Annotated in this window: 14 protein-coding genes; 6 read left to right on the top strand and 8 right to left on the bottom strand. The window is 72.7% G+C overall.

Annotated elements, in window-relative coordinates:
• Positions 1–26: 26 nt before the first annotated feature.
• Complete coding sequence (locus ASC99_RS10840) at positions 27–1463, bottom strand: protein phosphatase 2C domain-containing protein (protein ID WP_057230664.1); 1437 nt, start codon at positions 1461–1463, stop codon at positions 27–29.
• 878 nt (positions 1464–2341) lie between these two features.
• Between ASC99_RS10840 and ASC99_RS10830 the strand changes: the two genes are divergently transcribed.
• Both ASC99_RS10830 and ASC99_RS10825 read left to right on the top strand, forming a co-directional pair.
• Complete coding sequence (locus ASC99_RS10830; protein ID WP_057230659.1) at positions 2342–3025, top strand: DUF3105 domain-containing protein; 684 nt, start codon at positions 2342–2344, stop codon at positions 3023–3025.
• Positions 3026–3042: 17 nt separating this feature from the next.
• Positions 3043–3723 carry a DUF305 domain-containing protein gene (locus ASC99_RS10825; RefSeq protein ID WP_057230657.1) on the top strand — a complete coding sequence of 227 codons (681 nt, stop codon included), beginning with the start codon at positions 3043–3045 and terminating at the stop codon, positions 3721–3723.
• 58 nt (positions 3724–3781) lie between these two features.
• On the opposite strand, the gene ASC99_RS10820 is transcribed toward ASC99_RS10825, so the two are convergent.
• Positions 3782–5215, bottom strand: a complete 1434-nt coding sequence (locus tag ASC99_RS10820; protein ID WP_235502452.1) for an MFS transporter — start codon at positions 5213–5215, stop codon at positions 3782–3784.
• Between the two features lie 138 nt (positions 5216–5353).
• Here ASC99_RS10820 and ASC99_RS10815 point away from each other — a divergent pair, with 138 nt between their 5' ends.
• Positions 5354–5935 (top strand): MarR family winged helix-turn-helix transcriptional regulator, encoded by a 582-nt coding sequence (locus tag ASC99_RS10815; protein WP_057230655.1) that lies wholly within the window; start codon positions 5354–5356, stop codon positions 5933–5935.
• A 7-nt stretch (positions 5936–5942) separates the two neighbouring features.
• On the opposite strand, the gene ASC99_RS10810 is transcribed toward ASC99_RS10815, so the two are convergent.
• Entirely contained in the window at positions 5943–6779 is an 837-nt protein-coding gene (locus ASC99_RS10810; RefSeq protein WP_057230654.1) for an NAD(P)H-binding protein, read from the bottom strand.
• A 134-nt stretch (positions 6780–6913) separates the two neighbouring features.
• Here ASC99_RS10810 and ASC99_RS10805 point away from each other — a divergent pair, with 134 nt between their 5' ends.
• Positions 6914–7879 (top strand): YafY family protein, encoded by a 966-nt coding sequence (locus tag ASC99_RS10805; RefSeq protein ID WP_057230651.1) that lies wholly within the window; start codon positions 6914–6916, stop codon positions 7877–7879.
• Between the two features lie 33 nt (positions 7880–7912).
• Here ASC99_RS10805 and ASC99_RS10800 read toward each other — a convergent pair whose 3' ends face one another.
• Both ASC99_RS10800 and ASC99_RS10795 read right to left on the bottom strand, forming a co-directional pair.
• Positions 7913–8416, bottom strand: coding sequence for a methylated-DNA--[protein]-cysteine S-methyltransferase (locus ASC99_RS10800; RefSeq protein ID WP_057230649.1), 504 nt, complete (start codon positions 8414–8416; stop codon positions 7913–7915).
• Positions 8413–9957 carry a DNA-3-methyladenine glycosylase 2 family protein gene (locus tag ASC99_RS10795; protein WP_304440486.1) on the bottom strand — a complete coding sequence of 515 codons (1545 nt, stop codon included), beginning with the start codon at positions 9955–9957 and terminating at the stop codon, positions 8413–8415. Before ASC99_RS10795 ends, ASC99_RS10800 begins: the two co-directional genes overlap by 4 nt.
• A gap of 203 nt (positions 9958–10160) precedes the next feature.
• Here ASC99_RS10795 and ASC99_RS10790 point away from each other — a divergent pair, with 203 nt between their 5' ends.
• Complete coding sequence (locus ASC99_RS10790) at positions 10161–11219, top strand: LacI family DNA-binding transcriptional regulator (protein ID WP_057230647.1); 1059 nt, start codon at positions 10161–10163, stop codon at positions 11217–11219.
• 36 nt (positions 11220–11255) lie between these two features.
• On the opposite strand, the gene ASC99_RS10785 is transcribed toward ASC99_RS10790, so the two are convergent.
• From ASC99_RS10785 to ASC99_RS10775, 3 genes are all read right to left on the bottom strand, one after another.
• A complete protein-coding gene (locus ASC99_RS10785; protein ID WP_057230645.1) occupies positions 11256–11954 on the bottom strand; it encodes an RraA family protein in 699 nt (232 codons plus the stop codon).
• Between the two features lie 25 nt (positions 11955–11979).
• Positions 11980–12549: an NADPH-dependent FMN reductase gene (locus ASC99_RS10780; RefSeq protein ID WP_057230642.1), complete on the bottom strand. Its 570-nt coding sequence runs from the start codon at positions 12547–12549 to the stop codon at positions 11980–11982.
• Between the two features lie 167 nt (positions 12550–12716).
• Positions 12717–15596 carry a glycosyl hydrolase gene (locus ASC99_RS10775; RefSeq protein WP_057230640.1) on the bottom strand — a complete coding sequence of 960 codons (2880 nt, stop codon included), beginning with the start codon at positions 15594–15596 and terminating at the stop codon, positions 12717–12719.
• Between the two features lie 257 nt (positions 15597–15853).
• Here ASC99_RS10775 and ASC99_RS10770 point away from each other — a divergent pair, with 257 nt between their 5' ends.
• Complete coding sequence (locus ASC99_RS10770) at positions 15854–17152, top strand: extracellular solute-binding protein (RefSeq protein ID WP_057230638.1); 1299 nt, start codon at positions 15854–15856, stop codon at positions 17150–17152.
• The last annotated feature ends 41 nt before the right edge of the window (positions 17153–17193 follow it).

The raw sequence follows: 17193 nt of genomic DNA, 5'->3' as shown, positions 1-17193 counted from the left end.
AGCACACGGGCGAACGGATTTTCTGGTTACTCCGTCCAGAGCGCGGCGGCCGTGCGGTCGGCGGAGTAGCCCTTGGCGCGGACCTGGATCTGGCGGAGGAAGTCGACCGTGCCTGGCGGGTGCGGGTGGGCCCAGTGGTTGGCCAGGAAGTGGGCGACGGCCGGTTCGTCGGCGAGCGGGTCGGCCAGGCCGGGGGTGCAGAGCAGCAGGATGTCGCCGGGGGTGGCCGGCACCAGGCGGAACCGGAACGGCTTGGGTGACGGACCGGCGGGGGACGGCAGTTGACCGTCCGGGTGGTGCAGCAGCCGGGCCGCGTACGCGTCGATCCAGTGTCCGGAGCGGAGCAGGTACAGCCCGCTCGGGCCGAGCCCGAAGGCGGCGCGGTGGGTGGCCGCCGGATCGAGCGAGAGCAGCAGACAGTGCAGGGCCCCGGCGGACGACCCTTCGGACGCGGTGTCGGACGCGCCGTCAAGCTGGGAGTCCGAGGCGGCGTCCAGCAGCACTCCCGGGGCGCGCAGCGGTGCGAACGCGCTGGTGGTGAGGCGCTGGAGCCCGTAGCGCAGCCGGTCCCGCGCGCCGTCGCGCAGGTCGGCGGCGAGCTCCGTACGGCTGCGGCCGATCGCGGCGGCCAGTTGGCGGCAGGCCTCGGCGGCGAGCGGTGAGGGTGCGGCCGTGGCGGAGGTGGTGGCCACTACGGCGAGCAGCAGGCCCTCCTCCCCCTCGCCGAACCGGGTGATCAGCAGCGCGTCCCGGCGCAGTTCACCCCGGTAGCGCGCGGAGTCGCCCCGGACCGAGACCGCCCGCAGCGTGGCGGGGCCGTACTGGGCGCCCTCCAGGACGGTGTCGGGTGTCAGGACGGCGAGCCCGTCCGGGTCCGCCAGAGCGACGGCGGTCGGCTCGGGGCCGTAGGTCGGCGGCCGGTCGCCGACGTGCGGGACGGGCTGCTGGTCGTACGCTCGGCGGGCGGCAGGCGGCAGCGGCTCGACGGAGGTCAGGGGTTCGGCCGCCGGCACCTCGACGGGTACTTCCGCAGGGGCCGGTTCGTCCGGGAGCGGGGGCTGCCCGGGCGCAGCGGCCGAAGTGTCGGCGGACAGATCGTCAGCTACCGGTTCGTCAGCCACCGACCGGTCGACCTCAGGTTGGTCGGCCAAGTCCGGACCGCTCTCGTCCGGCCCCGTGACCACGTCCGCTTCGGCGCTGCGCTGCGTCCCGATCATCCCGAGCGCCGAGTCGAACCAGTCGTCCACCGACAGAGCGTCGCTGCCCGATACCGCCTCGGCCTCCGGCACCGCCTCCGCCGTGCGCTGAGTCCCGATCATCCCGGCCGCCGAGTCGAACCAGTCGTCCACCGTCGCGTCGTCGTCCGGGGTGTCCGGTGCGTCCGGCAGGGTGGCGGCCGGGCCCTTGTAGACCTCGTGCCACCAGCCGTCGCCGCGTTGCGGTGGTGCGCCCTGGTTGCTCATCCGGCTGCTCCTCGTCCGTGTCTGCCGACTGCCGAGCGGGCCTGGGCCCCGGGCTCGACGTCATTGTCCCCAAGGAGAACGACGGTGTCCGGGAATCGGAGACAACCGGTCACCCCGTGGGCGCAGTGCCACGACGGCCGGTCGGGACCGGCCGAAACCGTGCCGAACTGCACGTACTCGACGTGAGCGGCAGGGAACGAGACCCCCCGAGGGGCTCCACCCTCACCCGTTCGGCTGATTAATATGTGCGCATGACCGCGCCCGGGGCTAACACACCGCAGCCGGGGAGGGCCACGATCACCGGCCGCCCCGCCGCTGCGCTGTGGGTACTGCTGCTGGTGGGCCTGCTCACGGCCCTGCCGTGTGCGGGCCGCGCGCACGCGGTCGCCAGGACGGCCGCCCCGCCGCCGCTGACCACGGTGACGGCCCAGCCCGTCGCCGTCGCGGCCGCCGCACACGGGCTCGTGCACCACCGTTCGCAACAGGGGCAGGGCGCCGAACGGCTGCCGCTGATCTGGTGCACGGTGGACGGCGGACAGCCAGGCCCAGGCAGCGGCTGCTCCAGCCATCCGTACTGCGGCCAGGAGTCCCAGCTGCCGAACGCGCCACCGCAGCCCGTACCCGCGGTACCCGCCCGGCTGATCCCCCCTCAGGCACTGCCCGCTCCGCCGGTGCTCGCACCGCTGAGCGGCCCNGGCCCGGACCTGGCGCCCGACCTACACGCGCTCCAGGTCCAGCTGAGCTGAGCGGAACCCACCGTCCGAGGACCGGCCGAGGCCAGCCGGCCACGACCGACCGAGCCCCGGACGGCTCCGCTTCCCCTGCCAATCCGTAGACCGCCGAGCGGGCACCGCTCGACGGGGACAAGGACAACTTTCATGGGTTCCGCCGCCAAGCAGCAGCCGACCAAGCAGCCCGGCAAGGGCAAGTCGAACGTCCGGCCGACCACCGCCGACCGCCGCGCCCGGATAGCCGAGCTGCGCGCCGAGGAGCAGCGCCGCGACCGCCGCAACAAGTTCATCGCGATCGGCGCAGCCGCCGTGCTGCTCGCCGGCATGGTGGGCGGCGGCGCGTGGATCGCGCTCGACGCGAAGGAGAAGAAGGACAAGGAGGCCGCCGCCGCCAAGGCGCCGATCGACGGTGTCCAGACCTTCGACAACCTCGCCCGCAACCACGTCCCGACCAAGGTGACGTACCCGCAGACCCCGCCGGTCGGCGGCGACCACAGCCAGGTCTGGCTGAACTGCATGGGCACCGTCTACGACAAGCCGGTCGAGAACGAGAACGCCGTGCACGCGCTCGAGCACGGCGCGGTCTGGGTGACCTACAACACCAAGGCGTCGGCCGACGACATCACCACGCTCTCCACCCGGGTGAAGACCACCCCGTACTCCTTCATGAGCCCCTACCCGGAGGAGGAGGGCGCCATCACGCTGACCGCGTGGGGCACCCAGCTGAAGGTCGACAGCGCGGCCGACCCCCGGGTGGCGAGCTTCTTCACCAAGTACGTGCAGGGCCCGCAGACCCAGGAGCCGGGGGCGTCGTGCAGCACCGCCCAGTAGCAGTAGCCGCCGACGAGATGGCCCCGGCCGAGGTCGCCCCGGCCGAGGTGACCCCGGCCGAGGCCGGCCGGCACCGGCTCTGGTGGCCCGCCGCGCTGGCGGCCGCCGTGGCGCTCGGTCTCGGCGTGCCCGCGCTGGTGGSCGGCGGCTCGGACGCCAGCGGCTCGGTGGCGTCGACGCCCGCACAGGAGTCGGCGGAGGCCGGGTTCGCCCGGGACATGGCGACCCATCACCAGCAGGCCATCGACCTCTCGTTCATCGTCCGGGACCGGACCCAGGACACCGAGGTCCGCAATCTGGCCTTCGACATCATCAACACCCAGGCCAACCAGCGGGGCATGATGATGGGCTGGCTCGACCAGTGGGGTCTGACCCAGCACTCGGGCACCAAGCCGATGGCCTGGATGAAGATGAACCATCAGTACGAGCCGCACGACGGCTCGCTGATGCCCGGGATGGCGACCAACACCGAGCTGGCCAAGCTGCGTTCGCTCAGCGGCCAGGAGGCCGAGGTCTACTACCTGCAGCTGATGGTCGAGCACCACAAGGGCGGCGTCGAGATGGCCCAGGGCTACGTCGACCTCGCCACGAACGCGGTCGAGAAGCGCCTCGCCCAGACCATGGTGAACGGCCAGCGCGGGGAGATCGACCTGATCACCGAGCTGCTGGCCAAGCGCGGCGCCAAGCCACTCTCCTAGCACCACCGTTGAAGGGTGCGGCCGGACGTCACCGTCCGCCGCACCCTTCGGCGTTTCCTCAGGAGCGCGGCGCGCTGGTCCGGACCCGGGCCGCCAAGGTGGCGGCCGCGCCCGCGACCAGGGTGAGCAGGACGAGCACCGACCGGCCGCCGGTCTGATGGCCCGCCAGGTGGACCGCGAGCACCGGCAGAGCGGTGCCCAGGGCGGTGCCGAGACCGCGCACCATGTTGACCAGCCCACCGCCGACGGCCGAGCTGGCTGGCGGGATCGCGCGCATCACCAGCGCGTTGTTCGCCGGCAGCAGCAGCCCGAGGCCGTAGCCCGCCACCACCAGCGGCAGGACGGTGGCCGCCGGAGTGGCGGGGACCACCGCGAGCAGCCCGAGGCCGAGCGCCGCCACCAGTGCGCCGCAGCGGCAACGGACGGCGTCCGACCAGGAGTCGGGCAGCAGGCCGGCCCCGACGGTGGCCGCCACCGCGAAGGCGGCGGGGAGCGCGGTGATCACCAGTCCGGCGGTGGCCACCGGCACTCCCGTGCCCACCAGCATCACCGGGCCGAGCACCAGCGGGCAGAACAGCAGCAGGTAGCCGACCAGGGCGATCAGCAGCCCGGTCCGGATGCCGGGGGTGTTGATCAACCCCGGCGGGATCAGCGGGCGGTCGGCGCGCTGCTCCTGCCGGGCCAGCGCCAGGGCCAGGACGACGGCCGCGAGCAGCAGGACGGCCACCGCCCAGGCGGGCAGCGGGAGTCCGGAGGCGGTGGAGAGGGCAAGCAGGAAGGTGGTCGAACAGCCGGCCAGCAGCACCAGCCCGGCCAGGTCGAACCGGCCGTCGCGGCGGGGCTGCCGCGGCCGCCCGTGCGGGTAGGTGCGGGGCAGCAGGAACCAGCCCGCCAGGATGCCGAGCAGGCCGATCGGGACGTTGATCCAGAACACCCAACGCCAGGAGACGTGCTGCACCAGCAGCCCGCCGAGCGTCGGCCCGAGCGCCAGACCGAGGGCCTGGGCGGCGGCCTGGACGCCGAGCGCGGTGCGCATCGCGCACTCGGGGACGCCGCGGGCCACCAGGGCGACGCTGTTCGCCTGCATCATCGCGCCGCCGACCGCCTGGACGGCCCGGCAGGCGACCAGCGTGCCGAGGCTGTCGGCCAGCCCGGCGCCGAGCGAGGCCAGCGCGAAGACCGCGAAGCCGCCCAGGTAGACCGTCTTCCGGCCGACCAGGTCGGAGAGCCGCCCGATCGGGGCCAGCAACGCGACCAGGACCAGCAGGTACGCGAGGGCGACCCACTCCACCGCGGCGAAGTTGGCGCCGAAGGCCCGCTCCAGCTCCGGGAAGACCAGGGCGGTGATGCTCGCGGTGAGCTGCCCGAGGAACGCCCCCAGGCAGACCGTGCCGACGGCCAGCCAGTGCGCGTGCCGCCAGCCGGCCACCGCTCGGGGGCGGGGGCGCTCGGCCAGCAGGCGCTGGGCAAAGCTGGGGTTCACGGTGGCCACCCCAGCAATATATCGGTTACAGAGCTGTTCTGCTGACGAACTGCTCGGACGGCGATCGGATCGTTACGGGATGTGCTCGTGAGCAGACCTGGTCACCTACCGACAGGTGTACGAGCCCCGCGCGCTACGCTGTCGCCCATGTCGCCGCAGCCCAACCCCGATCCGGCCCTCGGCCACTCCCCCGATTCGGCGGACCACGAGTCCGTCCTGGAGGAGGCCGCAGCCGTCGCGCGGGCCCAGCGGCTGACCGACGTGATCACCCGGCTCCGCCGCGCCCTGCGCAGCAGCATCCGCACCGACTACCCCTGGGAGTCACTGCCGATGGCCCAGGTCGAGCTGCTCCAGACGCTGGCCGCCGCCCCGCTCCGGGTCGGCGAACTGGCGGCCCGTCAGCGCCTCGCGCCCAACACCGTCAGCGGACTGATCGGCAAGCTCCTCGAGGCGGGCTTCGTCGACCGCCAGCCCGACCCCGGCGACCGGCGCACCGCCCGGATCGCGCTCACCGAGGCCGGCCACCAGCAGCTCCGCGACTGGCAGCACGCCCACGAACGCCGCCTGGCCGCCGCCCTCGAAAGCCTCCCAATCGCCGAGCGCGAGGCCGTCATGCACGCCCTCCCCGCGCTCGAACTCCTCGCCAAAGCCCTGTCCGGCACCACCGGCAGCAGCAGCACCAGCAGTGCCGGTGGCAGCACCACCGGCACGCCGCCCGAGGGCCGCTGACGCCACGTCAGGCGAAGTCCGCCACACGGTCGCGGGCCCACTCGTCGAACGTCCGCGCCGGGCGGCCCGTGACCGTCTCGACGTCCGACGAGACCAGCGCCGGCACGCCGACCGACTTGGCCCAGCCCTCGAACAGCGTGCCGATGATGAACGGCGGGATGAACCGGCTCATCTGCTCGCGCGCGACGTCCGCCGGCAGTTCCTCGTACACCAGCGGCCGGTCCACCGCCTTGCCGATCAGCGCGACCTGCTCGGCGGCGGTCAGCGACTCGGGCCCGGTCAGCCAGTAGACCCGCCCCGCGTGGCCCTCCGCGGTCAGCGCCGCCACCGCGACGTCCGCGACGTCGGCCTCGTGCACCGGCGCGCTGGTCGCCTCCGCGTACGGTCCGCGCACCACGTCGCCCGCCTTGGTCTGCCCCGCCCACGGCAGCGCGTTGGTCGCCATGTGCCCCGAGCGCAGCAGCGTCCACTCCAGCGCGGATCCGCGGACCGCGGTCTCGATCTCCGCGTGGTACCCCGCGATCGGGTTGGCCTGCTCGGCAACGTCGTCAGCCACCGCGTCCGAGGACAGCATCACCACGCGCGCGACGCCCGCGGCCTCGGCTGCCGCGACGAACGCAGGCCCGCTGCCCGGCGCCGGGAACAGAAAGACCGCATCGACGCCCTCCAGCGCCGGACCGAGCGTGCTCGGCTCCGCCAGGTCGCCGCGGACCACCTCGGCCGCACCGAGCCCCGCCGCCTTCTCCGGGTCGCGGGCCAGCACCCGGGCGGCTATGCCCTGCTCGGCGAGCAGACGGACGATGTGGCGGCCGACGTTTCCGGTGGCACCGGTGACCAGGATCATGAGCTCTCCTCGGGTGGTACGGGCTGTGTTCTCGCCACTCACGGGGCCCGATCTCGCCGCCCCCTGAGCACTGAGAAGACGATCTCAGATATTGCGGCAAGCTACTTGCCGCAATATGCACCACCATTGACGGCATGTTGGCTACTTCGGCACGTCTGCTGCGTCTGCTCTCCCTGTTGCAAAGCCGGACCGACTGGACCGGCGCCGAGCTCGCCGAGCGCCTCGGCGTCAGCCCGCGCACGATCCGGTACGACGTCGACAAGCTCCGCGGCCTCGGCTACCCGGTCCACGCGACCTCCGGCGTCGCGGGCGGCTACCGCCTCGGTGCCGGCGCCGCGCTGCCGCCGCTGCTGCTCGACGACGAGGAGGCCGTTGCCGTCGCCGCCAGCCTGCGCACCGCGGCCGGCGGCTCGGTCGCCGGCATCGAGGAGACCTCGGTCCGCGCGCTCGCCAAGCTCGAACAGGTCCTGCCCCACCACCTGAGCCGCCGCGTCGCCGCCCTGCACGGGTTCACCGTCACCCTGCCGCCGGTGGGAGGCACCGGGCCGGCCGTGTCCGCCGACGTCCTCGCGACCCTCGCGGCCGCCTGCCGCGACCAGCGCCGCCTGCGGTTCGACTACCGTCGGCACGACGGCGACGAGGCGGTGCGCGAGGTCGAGCCGTACCGCCTCGTGCACACCGGCCACCGCTGGTACCTGGTGGCGTGGGACGTCGCGCGCGAGGACTGGCGGACCTTCCGCGTCGACCGGCTCAGCCCGCGCCTGCCGCACGGCGCCCGCTTCGCCGCCCGCGAGGAACCGCCCGCCGACCTCGTGCCACGCGGCGTCGACACCGCGCTGTCGCACCATCGCGCGCGCGTGACGGTCCACGCCCCGGCGGCCGCCATCAGGGCCAGGATGCCCGCCGCGATCCTGGTCGAACCGGTCGACGACACGACCTGCATCGTGCACGCGGGAGCCGACACGGTGCACCGACTCGCCCTGCACATCCTCATGTTGGACACCGAGTTCGAGGTCGACGGGCCCCCCGAACTCCTCGCGGAACTCCACAAGATCGCCTCCCGCGCGGGAGCAGCAATCCCGCGGGACGGCGGGCACTAGTGCCGCGCGGGGCCAACCTTGCCGGGCGCGGCACTAGAAGAGCGAGCCCCGCTCCAGCGCCAGCAGGTGCCGCTTGCGGTCGATACCCGCCGCGAAGCCGGTCAGCGCACCGTTCGCGCCGACCACCCGGTGGCAGGGCAGGATCACCAGCAGCGGGTTGGCGCCGACCGCGCCGCCCACCGCGCGTACGGCCGTCGGGGGTTGGCCCGCCAGCGTGCCCAGTTCGCCGTAGGTGACGGTCTCGCCGTACGGGATCTCGGCGAGGGCGGCCCAGATCCGTCGCCGGAACTCGGTGCCCACCGGCGCCAGTGGAAGGTCGAAGCCGGTCGACTCCCCGGCGAAGTAGGCGTCGAGCTGCCGGACCACGGCCTCGAACGCCTCCGGGTCGTGCAACCAGCCGTCGGCGGGCTCGTCCAGGGCGCCCTTCTGCCCGGGTGCGGTGACCGTCTGCAGGGCGAGCGAACCGTCCGGCTGCAGGGTGCCGCTGAGCAGCAGGCGGCCCAGCGGGCTCTCCATCGTCGCGAACACCGTGGTCATGCCCGGACTCCTTCTGATGCTTCGTCAACCTTCGGGCCCGCCACCGGAGTCAGCGAGGCCCACAGCCGGTGCACGGCGTACGAGCGCCACGGCGCCCAGGCCGTGCCGGCCAGCGCCGCCGCCTTGGGGTCGCCCGGGTGGCCGAGCCGTTGCAGGCCGTGCTTGACGCCGACGTCGCTCGGCAGGAAGACGTCCGGATCGGCCAGTGCGCGCATCCGCAGGTAGCCCACCGTCCACGGCCCGATGCCCGGCAGGGCGAGCAGCGAGGCTGCGGCCGCCTCCCGGTCCACGCCACCGTCCAGACGGACCGTCCCGTCGGCCAGCGCCGCGCAGAGTCCGCGCAGGGCGCGACGGCGGGCGTCCGGCATCGCCAGGTCGGCGGAGTCGGCCACCGCCAGGGCACCGGCGGTCGGGAAGAGCAGCCGCAGGCCACCGCTGGCCTCGGGCAGCGCGACGCCGTAGCGCGCGCTCAGCCGGGCGGCCAGGGTCCGGGCCGCCACGACGGTGATCTGCTGGCCGAGGACGGCGCGGACCGCCAGCTCGTGCGGATCGACATGCCCCGGGGAACGTACGCCCGGGCGGGCCCGGACCAGCTCGCCGAGCACCGGGTCGACGCCGAGCTGGCCGTCCACCGCGTCGGGGTCGGCGTCCAGGTCGAAGAGCGCCCGGAGCCGGTGCACGGCGGTGGTCAGGTCGCGCAGGTCGGTGAGCTGGAGCCGGCAGTCCAGCCAGCCCCGGTTCGCCGGGTCACCGGCCCCCAGGCCGTCCACCTCGGCGATGGCGTGGCCGTACGGGAGCGCCAGGGTCCGCCGGTAGGTGCGGACGCCGGGCACGGCGCCCGGCACCACCTCCTCCACGCCCGGGACCGCACGCAGCGCCAGGAAGTCCAGCAGGTGGTCGCTGTCGAGCGCGCCCCGGTAGGCCAGCCGGAGGCCGATCGACCCGGGTGTCGCGGTGCCCTTGCGGTGGCCGTTGGTCTCGGCCCGCAGGCCGCTCGGCGTGCGGTCGTAGACCTCCCGGACGGTGTCGTTGAACTGCCGCACCGAGGAGAACCCGGCCGCGAACGCGATCTCGGTGACCGGGAGTTCGGTGGTCTGCAGCAGCAGCCGGGCGGTCTGCGCGCGCTGTGCCCTGGCCAGCGCGATCGGCCCGGCGCCGAGCTCTGCGGTCAGCTGCCGCTGCACCTGCCGCGAGCTGTACCCGAGCCGCTCGGCCAGGCCCGCCACACCCTCCCGGTCCACCACGCCGTCCCCGATCAGCCGCATCGCCCGGCCGACCAGGTCGGCCCGGTGGTTCCACTCCGGCGACCCCGGCACCGAGTCGGGGCGGCACCGGCGGCAGGCCCGGTAGCCCGCGCCCTGGGCGGCGGCGGCGGTCGGGTAGAAGGTGCAGTTGACGCGCTTGGGGGTCACGGCGGGGCAGCTCGGTCGGCAGTAGATACCGGTGCTGCTGACGGCCGTGAAGAACACCCCGTCGAAACGGGAATCCCGGCTGTCCACTGCCCGGTACCGGGTGTCGTCGTCGGTCAGAGTCTCGGTCACGTCCTCCAGTCTGCGGCACTCCCGACCTGGCGACTGGCGGAAATGCGACACCCAGGTCGGACCTGACGATCTCGGCCCCCGATTCCGCCGAACCTCGCGGGGGATGATATCTGGGAGCGCTCTCACCTCTCGCGCTCACCCGATAGGCTCTGCACAGACAAGTCCGAGCCGACCAACTCACCCCGTAGCCCGAGGAGTCCGCAGTGGCCCAGCCGCAGCCCAAGGCCCAGCAGGCCGGCGCCCTCCCCCGCCCGACCCTGGAGTCCGTCGCCGAACGGGCCGGCGTCTCCCGCGCCACCGCGTCCCGGGTGGTGAACGGCGGCACCGGCGTCCGGGAGGCGCTGCGGGAGAAGGTGCGGCAGGCGGTCGACGAGCTCGGGTACGCACCGAACCTCGCCGCCCGCACCCTGGTCACCCGGCGGAACCAGGCCATCGCCGTGGTGGTCGCCGAGCCCGAGAGCCGGCTCTTCTCGGACCCGTTCTTCGCCCAGCACCTGCGCGGCATCAGCCGTGAACTCTCCGCCGCCGACAACCAGATGGTGCTGCTGCTGATCGAGGCCCAGCAGGACTACGAACGGGTCGGCCGCTACCTGGCCGGCGGCCACGTGGACGGTGCGCTGCTGTTCTCGCTGCACCGGAGCGACCCGCTGCCCGAGATGGCCCGCAGAGTCGGCCTGCCCACCGTGATCGGCGGCCGCCCCGGCTGGCCCGGCGCCGAGTCCGACCGCGAGCTGGTCTACGTCGACAGCGACAACCGGGGCGGCGCCCGGATGGCCGTCCAGCACCTGCGCTCACTCGGCCGTACCCGGATCGCCACCATCACGGGCCCGCTCGACCAGACCTCTTCCACCGACCGGCTCGACGGCTACCGCGACCTGATCCCCGACGGCGACCCCGCCCTGATCGCCGAGGGCGACTTCACGCCCGACGGCGGCGGCCGCGCGATGACCGAACTGCTGGCCCGGCGGCCCGACCTGGACGCCGTCTTCGCCGCCTCCGACGCGATGGCCTCCGGCGCCCTGCGGGTCCTGCGCGCACACGGCCGCCGGGTCCCCGAGGACGTCGCACTGGTCGGCTTCGACGACGTCGAGTCCATCGCCGCCTGGACCGAGCCCCCGCTCACCACCATCCGCCAGGACATCGAGGAGATGGGCCGCCTGATGGCCCGCCTGCTGCTCCGCCGCCTGGCCAGCCCGGCCCAGCCGCTCGCCCCCACCTCGGTGATCACCCCGACCCAGCTGGTCCGCCGCGAGTCCGCCTGACGGCGGTCCCGCCCGGGGCCTCGGCCAGGGCCTGTCTCACACCTCGATCTCGCCGCCGAGCTGCCGCAGGTGGCGACGGAAGGTGTACGTCGGGTCGGCGGCCCGGCGGGTCAGGTAGTCGTCGAAGGCGGTCTGCCGGCGCAGCGTCTCCCCCGCCCTGATCCGGTCGGCCTGGGCGCGTTCGGTGGTGTGGATGCCGGCGGCCGTGGTCAGCACCTCGGTGGCGCGGTCGGCGGGCACGAACAGCACGCCGTCCTGGTCGCCGAAGACCACGTCCCCGGCGGTGACGGTGTGCGCGCCGATCCGCGCGCTGGCCAGTGCCTCGGGCTCCCGCTCGGCCGCCCGGAGCGGACCGAGCGGGCAGGCACCGTAGCTGAACACCGGCAGGCCGATCTCGATCAGTTCGGGGGTGTCCCGGTGCTGTCCCCAGATCACCACGCCGGACAGCCCGGCCACCCCGGCCTCCAGCACCGCCAGGTCGCCGACGCAGGCCTCGTCCGTCCGCCCGCCGTTGTCGATCACCAGCACGTCGCCCGGACCGGCCTCGCCGAACGCCTCCAGGAAGACGTCCACACTGCCGTAGTGCCGGACCGGCAGCACCCGCCCCGCCACCCGCTGGCCCGGCACCACCACCCCGATGCCCGGCGGAGCCACCCGCAGCGGCACCCCGAGCCGGACACAGGCGTCGGCGACCAGGGGCGTGGACAGTGAGGTGAACAGCTCACGGTGCGTCATACCCGAACTCTGCCACGCCACCTGGCTAGCGGGGCGGCAGTACCGTCAACACCCGTTCGACGAAAGCCTTGTAGTCGGCCATGAAGTCACTGAGGAACTGCAGCGTGGTCGGCTCGGTCACCTCGCCGTCGTCACCGAACAGGCCCGGGGTGAACTGGATGTACGCCTCCGGGGCGGACATCTGCGGGGAGTTGCAGAAGCTCAGCGCGGACCGCAGACTCTGCTGCGCCACGGCGGTGCCGATCTTGCCGGGCGAGGTGCCGATCACCGCCGAGGGCTTGTGGGTGAAGGAGTTGGTGCCCCACGGGCGGCTGGCCCAGTCGATCGCGTTCTTCAGCGCACCGGGGATACCCCGGTTGTACTCGGGCGTGATGAACAGCAGCGCCTGCGAAGCGGCGATCGCCTCCTTGAGCGCCCGGCCCTCCGGCGGGTAGTCGGCGTCGAAGTCGTGGTTGTAGAGCGGCAGATCCTTGATCGGGATCTCCCGGAACTCCAACTCCGCCGGCGCCAGCCGGATCAGCGCCCGGGACAGCACCCGGTTGATCGACTTCTCGGACAGGCTGCCGACGAAATAGCCGACCTGATACGTGGTCACACGAGTCCCCTTCTGGAAGGCCCCCGGAGCATCGTGCCCCAGCACCCACCGTCCAGGCGACCCGGCTCACCCACCCGGCGCAACGGGCCGGCCCCCGGCAGGAGCTGCCGGGAGCCGGTCGCGAAACGGGCTGGGTCAGTCGACCGCGCCGGTTAGTTGATCATGTGTCAGTTGAACGGAATCCGCAGCACCGAGGCATTGCCCTGGGCCTGGGACGCGCCGGTGCGGAGCTGGGCCGGGGCGTTGCCGATCGCGGACCAGACCTCCACCCTGACCGTGCCGTTGGCCAGGTTGCCGAGGCTGCCGGTGGCCGAGGCGAGCCCGGCGGTGGCCGCATAGCGCTCCCAGCCCACCACCGGGTCGGTGGCGAAGTAGCGGTAGGTCTCGACCCGGTCGAAGCTGCCGTTGCCCGTCAGGTCGTAGGAGATCCGGACCTGCTGGCCGAGGCCGACGGCCGTACCCGCGTCCAGGTAGAGGTCGAACTCCGTTGCGGCGCCCGCCCGCAGGGTCCCGTTGACGTTGCGCAGCTCGTACACGGTGGGCTGGTACGGGGTGCCGTCGTGGTTGGTGCCACCGGCCGAGGCGATGGTGCTGGTGGTGGCGCCGGTGCCGTAGGCGGTGGTCAGGCCGCCACCAGGCTGGAGGTAGAAGGTGCTGCCACTGGCGGGAGGCACCGACGGGGACGGGGACGGCGAGGGGGAAGAGGAGGGCGAAGGCGACGGCGAGGGCGACGGAACCCCGCCCGACCCGCCGTCCTGGAAGCTGCCCCGCTCGCTCGCGGTGGACCGGGCCGGCACGGTGAGCGTGTAGCCGTCCGAGAAGTGCACCGCCCGCGCCGCCGTCGAGTAGTTGTGCGCGACGTGCGTACGGGTGGCGCCGTTGACGAAGACCGCCGAGGTCGGCTGGTCCGAGGTGGTCGCCGGGTCGAGCGTGCCGAGGGCGGCGAGGTTGTAGATCCAGTGGTAGGTGTGTGCCTTGGACTCGCCCTCCTCGGGGGTGTAACCGTCCTTGCCCGCATCCCAGTTGGCCTTGGCGGCGGCCGGGTCGGCCAGCGCCTGGAACTCCCAGGCCAGGTCCCGCCAGTCGGTGAACACCCCGCCGTTGTTGGCCTTGAGCTCAGCCAGGTTGGCCTTGATGTCGTCCTGCCGGCGCGCCAGGTACAGCGAACCACCGGTGATCGGCAGGTAGTTGATGCCGTGGATCATGCCCGGACTGGCCGTCCACCAGGTGGAGTACGCGGCGCCGCTGCCCCAGACCATGCCCGCCGTCTGGTGCCCGAACCCGGCCGGGAAGGCGGACTGGTCGGCGTTGAACCAGTACTGCTCGACCGCCCGGGACTCGGTGGTGTACAGGTAGATGCCGAGGTCCCGCAGCGCGGTGTCCCCGGTCGCCGAGCCGTAGAGGATCAGCCCCGCACTGAAGTTGAGCGACTCGGAGGAGGACTCCTCGTTGTTCCCGGCGGCGAAGGCGGCATGGCCGGCGGCCCAGCCGTGGCCCGCGTACGGGTCGAAGCTGCGCAGCCAGGGGAAGCGGGTGTCGGCCCGGTCGGCGTTGGCGGCGTCCTTGGCGAGCAGCTTGACCATCCCGCCCCAGGCGGAGTCGGCGGCCCAGGCGGCGTCGTAGCGGGCCACCGTGGCGGCGGCCTGGATGTAGTAGCCGTAGTGGAAGTGGTGGTCGTTCAGCTCCCCGTCGCTGCCGTACGAGGCGGGGTAGCCGATCAGGGTCTTCCAGACGTTGTCGTACGCGAAGACCGTCGATCCGGTGCCGGCGAACCAGGTCTGCAGCCGGCCCTTCATCAGGCCGAGCAGCTTGTCCCTGGTCGCGGTGTCACCCAACTGGTCGGCGATCGGCACCAGTTGCCCGAGCCGGGCGAGCGCCTTGCCGGTCCAGTAGGTGTCACTGGCACCCATGAACGGGTCGGCAGAGTTGGCCACCTCGCGGACCATCGCGCCGAGCGCGGCCCGGTCCTGGGCCCCGACGTCCGGCAGCGAGGGCAGGATGGCGTCGGCCTTCATGGTGGTGCTGAAGCCGGAGCCCTGACGGACCTTCATCTGGCCGCGCGGCGAGGTGTAGGTGAGCGCGGTCAGCGGGTCCGTACTGGCCTTCCACTGGTGCGGGTAGAGCGCCAGCAGGGTGCCGGTCTGGCTGCCCTCCTGGGCGGTCGTGGTGGCGGTGTAACTCGTCGTCACCGAGCCCGCGCTGTAGTTCCAGGCGACCTTGGTGTCGGTGACGAAGCTGTACGCGTAGGTGCGGAACAGCGCCAGGTCGTTCGGCGAGGGCAGCACGGCGACGGAGTAGTAGTCCTTGGCGCCGAGCGCGGCGCTCAGCACGGTGCCGTTCACGTTCCAGCTGGTGCCGGTCGGCGCGAACAGGCCGTAGTGGTGGCCGCCGACGGTGATGCCGAGCACGTTGCCCTGGTTGGCGAAGACCGTCGGGGTGCCGGCCGCGGTGATCTGCGCGGCGCCGCCGGTGGCGTGTGCGTAGACGTAGGGCAGGCCGTGGCCGATGGTCGTGGCGAGGGTGTGCGCGCCGTCCGTCCACTGCGGGGTGACGGTCCAGTCGGTCCAGCCGTCGACCTTGGTGTCGGGGGCGTTCAGCCCGGCCACGCCGACGGTGAGGTCCTTGGTGTGGGTGAAGTCGTACTGGCGCCCGTCGGGGGTGATGGTCGGGTTGGTGGGGTAGCCGACCTCGAGCCCGCCCGAGGCGGCCTTGAACGTGAAGGGGTGGGCGTACAGGTTCTCCGAGTAGGGGTTGCCCGCGTACCGCTGGAAGACCAGCGAGGACCACCAGTCGTTGGTGGGGACGGCCTGGCCCGCCATCTTCGCGGTCACCTTGGGCGCGAGCGGGGCACCGTCGGAGTTGCTCGGGCCGATCGTGCCGGCCGGGCGGGTGTCGGTGTACCCGCCGAGCCCGACCTTGATCGTGGCGGCGGAGGCGGTGGAGGCACCGACCGTGGCGGTGAGGGCGGCGGCGGTGAGCGCGATCGCGGAGATGGCCGCAGCCGGGCGGACCAGACGCCTCGGGGACCGAGCGCGTGGCGGCTTCATGTCTGAACACCTCGGGGTGGGAGTGGGGGATGTGAGAGCGCTCTCACAGCGGTCTCGATCCCGGACCGTAGGGGCGCCCGAGGAGCACTGTCAACGGGCTCGACGAAACCTTCCTGACTTCATGACCTGAAACCAGGAGCGGAACAACTCCCAAGATTACGTTCGGGTTTCGAGCACTTGACGGGCGATGAACTCAACCGGCACTCTCCTTCCAGCGCTTGAGAGCGCTCTCAGAATCCGATCAGGAGGCACCCCCCATGCGCCCGTTCAGAGCCGCCGTGACCACCGGCAGCGCCGCCCTCGCCGCCACCCTGCTGCTGACCGCATGCAGTTCCGGCAGCAGCACCACCGGCGCGCAGGATGCGAACGAGAAGGTGACGCTGACCGTCGACCTGTTCGGCACTTTCGGGTTCAAGGAGGCCGGCCTCTACGACGAGTACATGAAGCTGCACCCGAACATCACCGTCAAGCAGAGCGACACCCAGGACGAGGGCCAGTACTGGCAGGCGCTGCAGACCAAGCTGGCCGGTGGCGGCGGTCTGGCCGACGTCCAGGGCCTGGAGGTCGGCCGGATCGCCAGCGTGATGCAGAAGCAGGCGGACAAGTTCACCGACCTCAGGACGCTCGGCGCCGGTGACGTCAACGACGGCCTGGTGCCGTGGAAGGCCGCCGCGGTGAAGACCGCCGACGGCAAGGTGCTGGGCGCGGGCACCGACATCGGCCCGGAGGCGGTCTGCTTCCGCACCGACCTCTTCAAGGAGGCCGGGCTGCCGACCGACCGCACCGAGCTGGCCGCCAAGTGGGCGACCTGGGAGGGCTACCTGGCGCTCGGCAAGGAGTACGTCGCCAAGGCCAAGCCCGGCAACGCCTGGACCGACAGCGCGGCGGGCATGTTCACCGCCGAGGTCGGCCAGCAGAAGGTGCGCTACGCGGACGAGAGCGGCAAGGCCGTGCACGACAGCAGCCCGGTGGTGCAGACCGCCTGGGCGGACGCCACCAAGCTGGTCGCCGACGGTCTCTCCGCCAAGCTGCCGCAGTGGACCCCGGAGTGGAACAAGGCGTTCAGCACCGGCAAGTTCGCCACCCTGAGCTGCCCGGCCTGGATGATCGGGTACATCAAGGGCCAGGCGGGCGACGCCTTCGCGGGCAAGTGGGACATCGCGGCGGGCCCGGGCAAGACCGGCAACTGGGGCGGCGCCTACCTGGCCGTCCCGAAGACCGCCAAGCACCCGAAGCAGGCCGCCGAGCTGATCAAGTGGCTGAACGCCAAGGAGCAGCAGGTCAAGCTCTTCACCAAGCAGGGCTCCTTCCCGTCCAGCACGGGTGCGCAGGGCGAGATCAAGACGGTCAAGGACGCCTACTTCAACAACGCCCCGATCGGCGAGATCTTCAGCGAGGCGGCCGGCAACATGCCCGCCCAGGTGCTCGGCACCGAGGACGGCGTGGTCGGCAAGGCGTTCACCGACGCGCTCGGCGAGGTGGAGCGGACCAACACCGCGCCGGCCACCGCCTGGCAGCACGCTCTGGACAACGTCAAGAAGGCCAGCGGTAACTGACGTCCGATCAACTCCGGTCCGGGGCGCCGCCCGCCCCGGGC

The sequence above is a fragment of the Kitasatospora sp. Root107 genome (genome assembly GCF_001424875.1).
Taxonomy (GTDB): domain Bacteria; phylum Actinomycetota; class Actinomycetes; order Streptomycetales; family Streptomycetaceae; genus Kitasatospora.
This window is presented reverse-complemented; position numbering and strand designations above follow the sequence as displayed.

Excerpts from the sequence above, each read along its gene's own strand:
- ASC99_RS10785 (WP_057230645.1), bottom strand. The coding sequence starts at position 11,954 with ATGACGCACCGTGAGCTGTTCACCTCACTGTCCACGCCCCTGGTCGCC.
- ASC99_RS10830 (WP_057230659.1), top strand. The coding sequence starts at position 2,342 with ATGGGTTCCGCCGCCAAGCAGCAGCCGACCAAGCAGCCCGGCAAGGGC.
- ASC99_RS10770 (WP_057230638.1), top strand. The coding sequence starts at position 15,854 with ATGCGCCCGTTCAGAGCCGCCGTGACCACCGGCAGCGCCGCCCTCGCC.
- ASC99_RS10805 (WP_057230651.1), top strand. The coding sequence starts at position 6,914 with ATGTTGGCTACTTCGGCACGTCTGCTGCGTCTGCTCTCCCTGTTGCAA.
- ASC99_RS10810 (WP_057230654.1), bottom strand. The coding sequence starts at position 6,779 with ATGATCCTGGTCACCGGTGCCACCGGAAACGTCGGCCGCCACATCGTC.
- ASC99_RS10840 (WP_057230664.1), bottom strand. The coding sequence starts at position 1,463 with ATGAGCAACCAGGGCGCACCACCGCAACGCGGCGACGGCTGGTGGCAC.
- ASC99_RS10775 (WP_057230640.1), bottom strand. The coding sequence starts at position 15,596 with ATGAAGCCGCCACGCGCTCGGTCCCCGAGGCGTCTGGTCCGCCCGGCT.
- ASC99_RS10815 (WP_057230655.1), top strand. The coding sequence starts at position 5,354 with ATGTCGCCGCAGCCCAACCCCGATCCGGCCCTCGGCCACTCCCCCGAT.
- ASC99_RS10800 (WP_057230649.1), bottom strand. The coding sequence starts at position 8,416 with ATGACCACGGTGTTCGCGACGATGGAGAGCCCGCTGGGCCGCCTGCTG.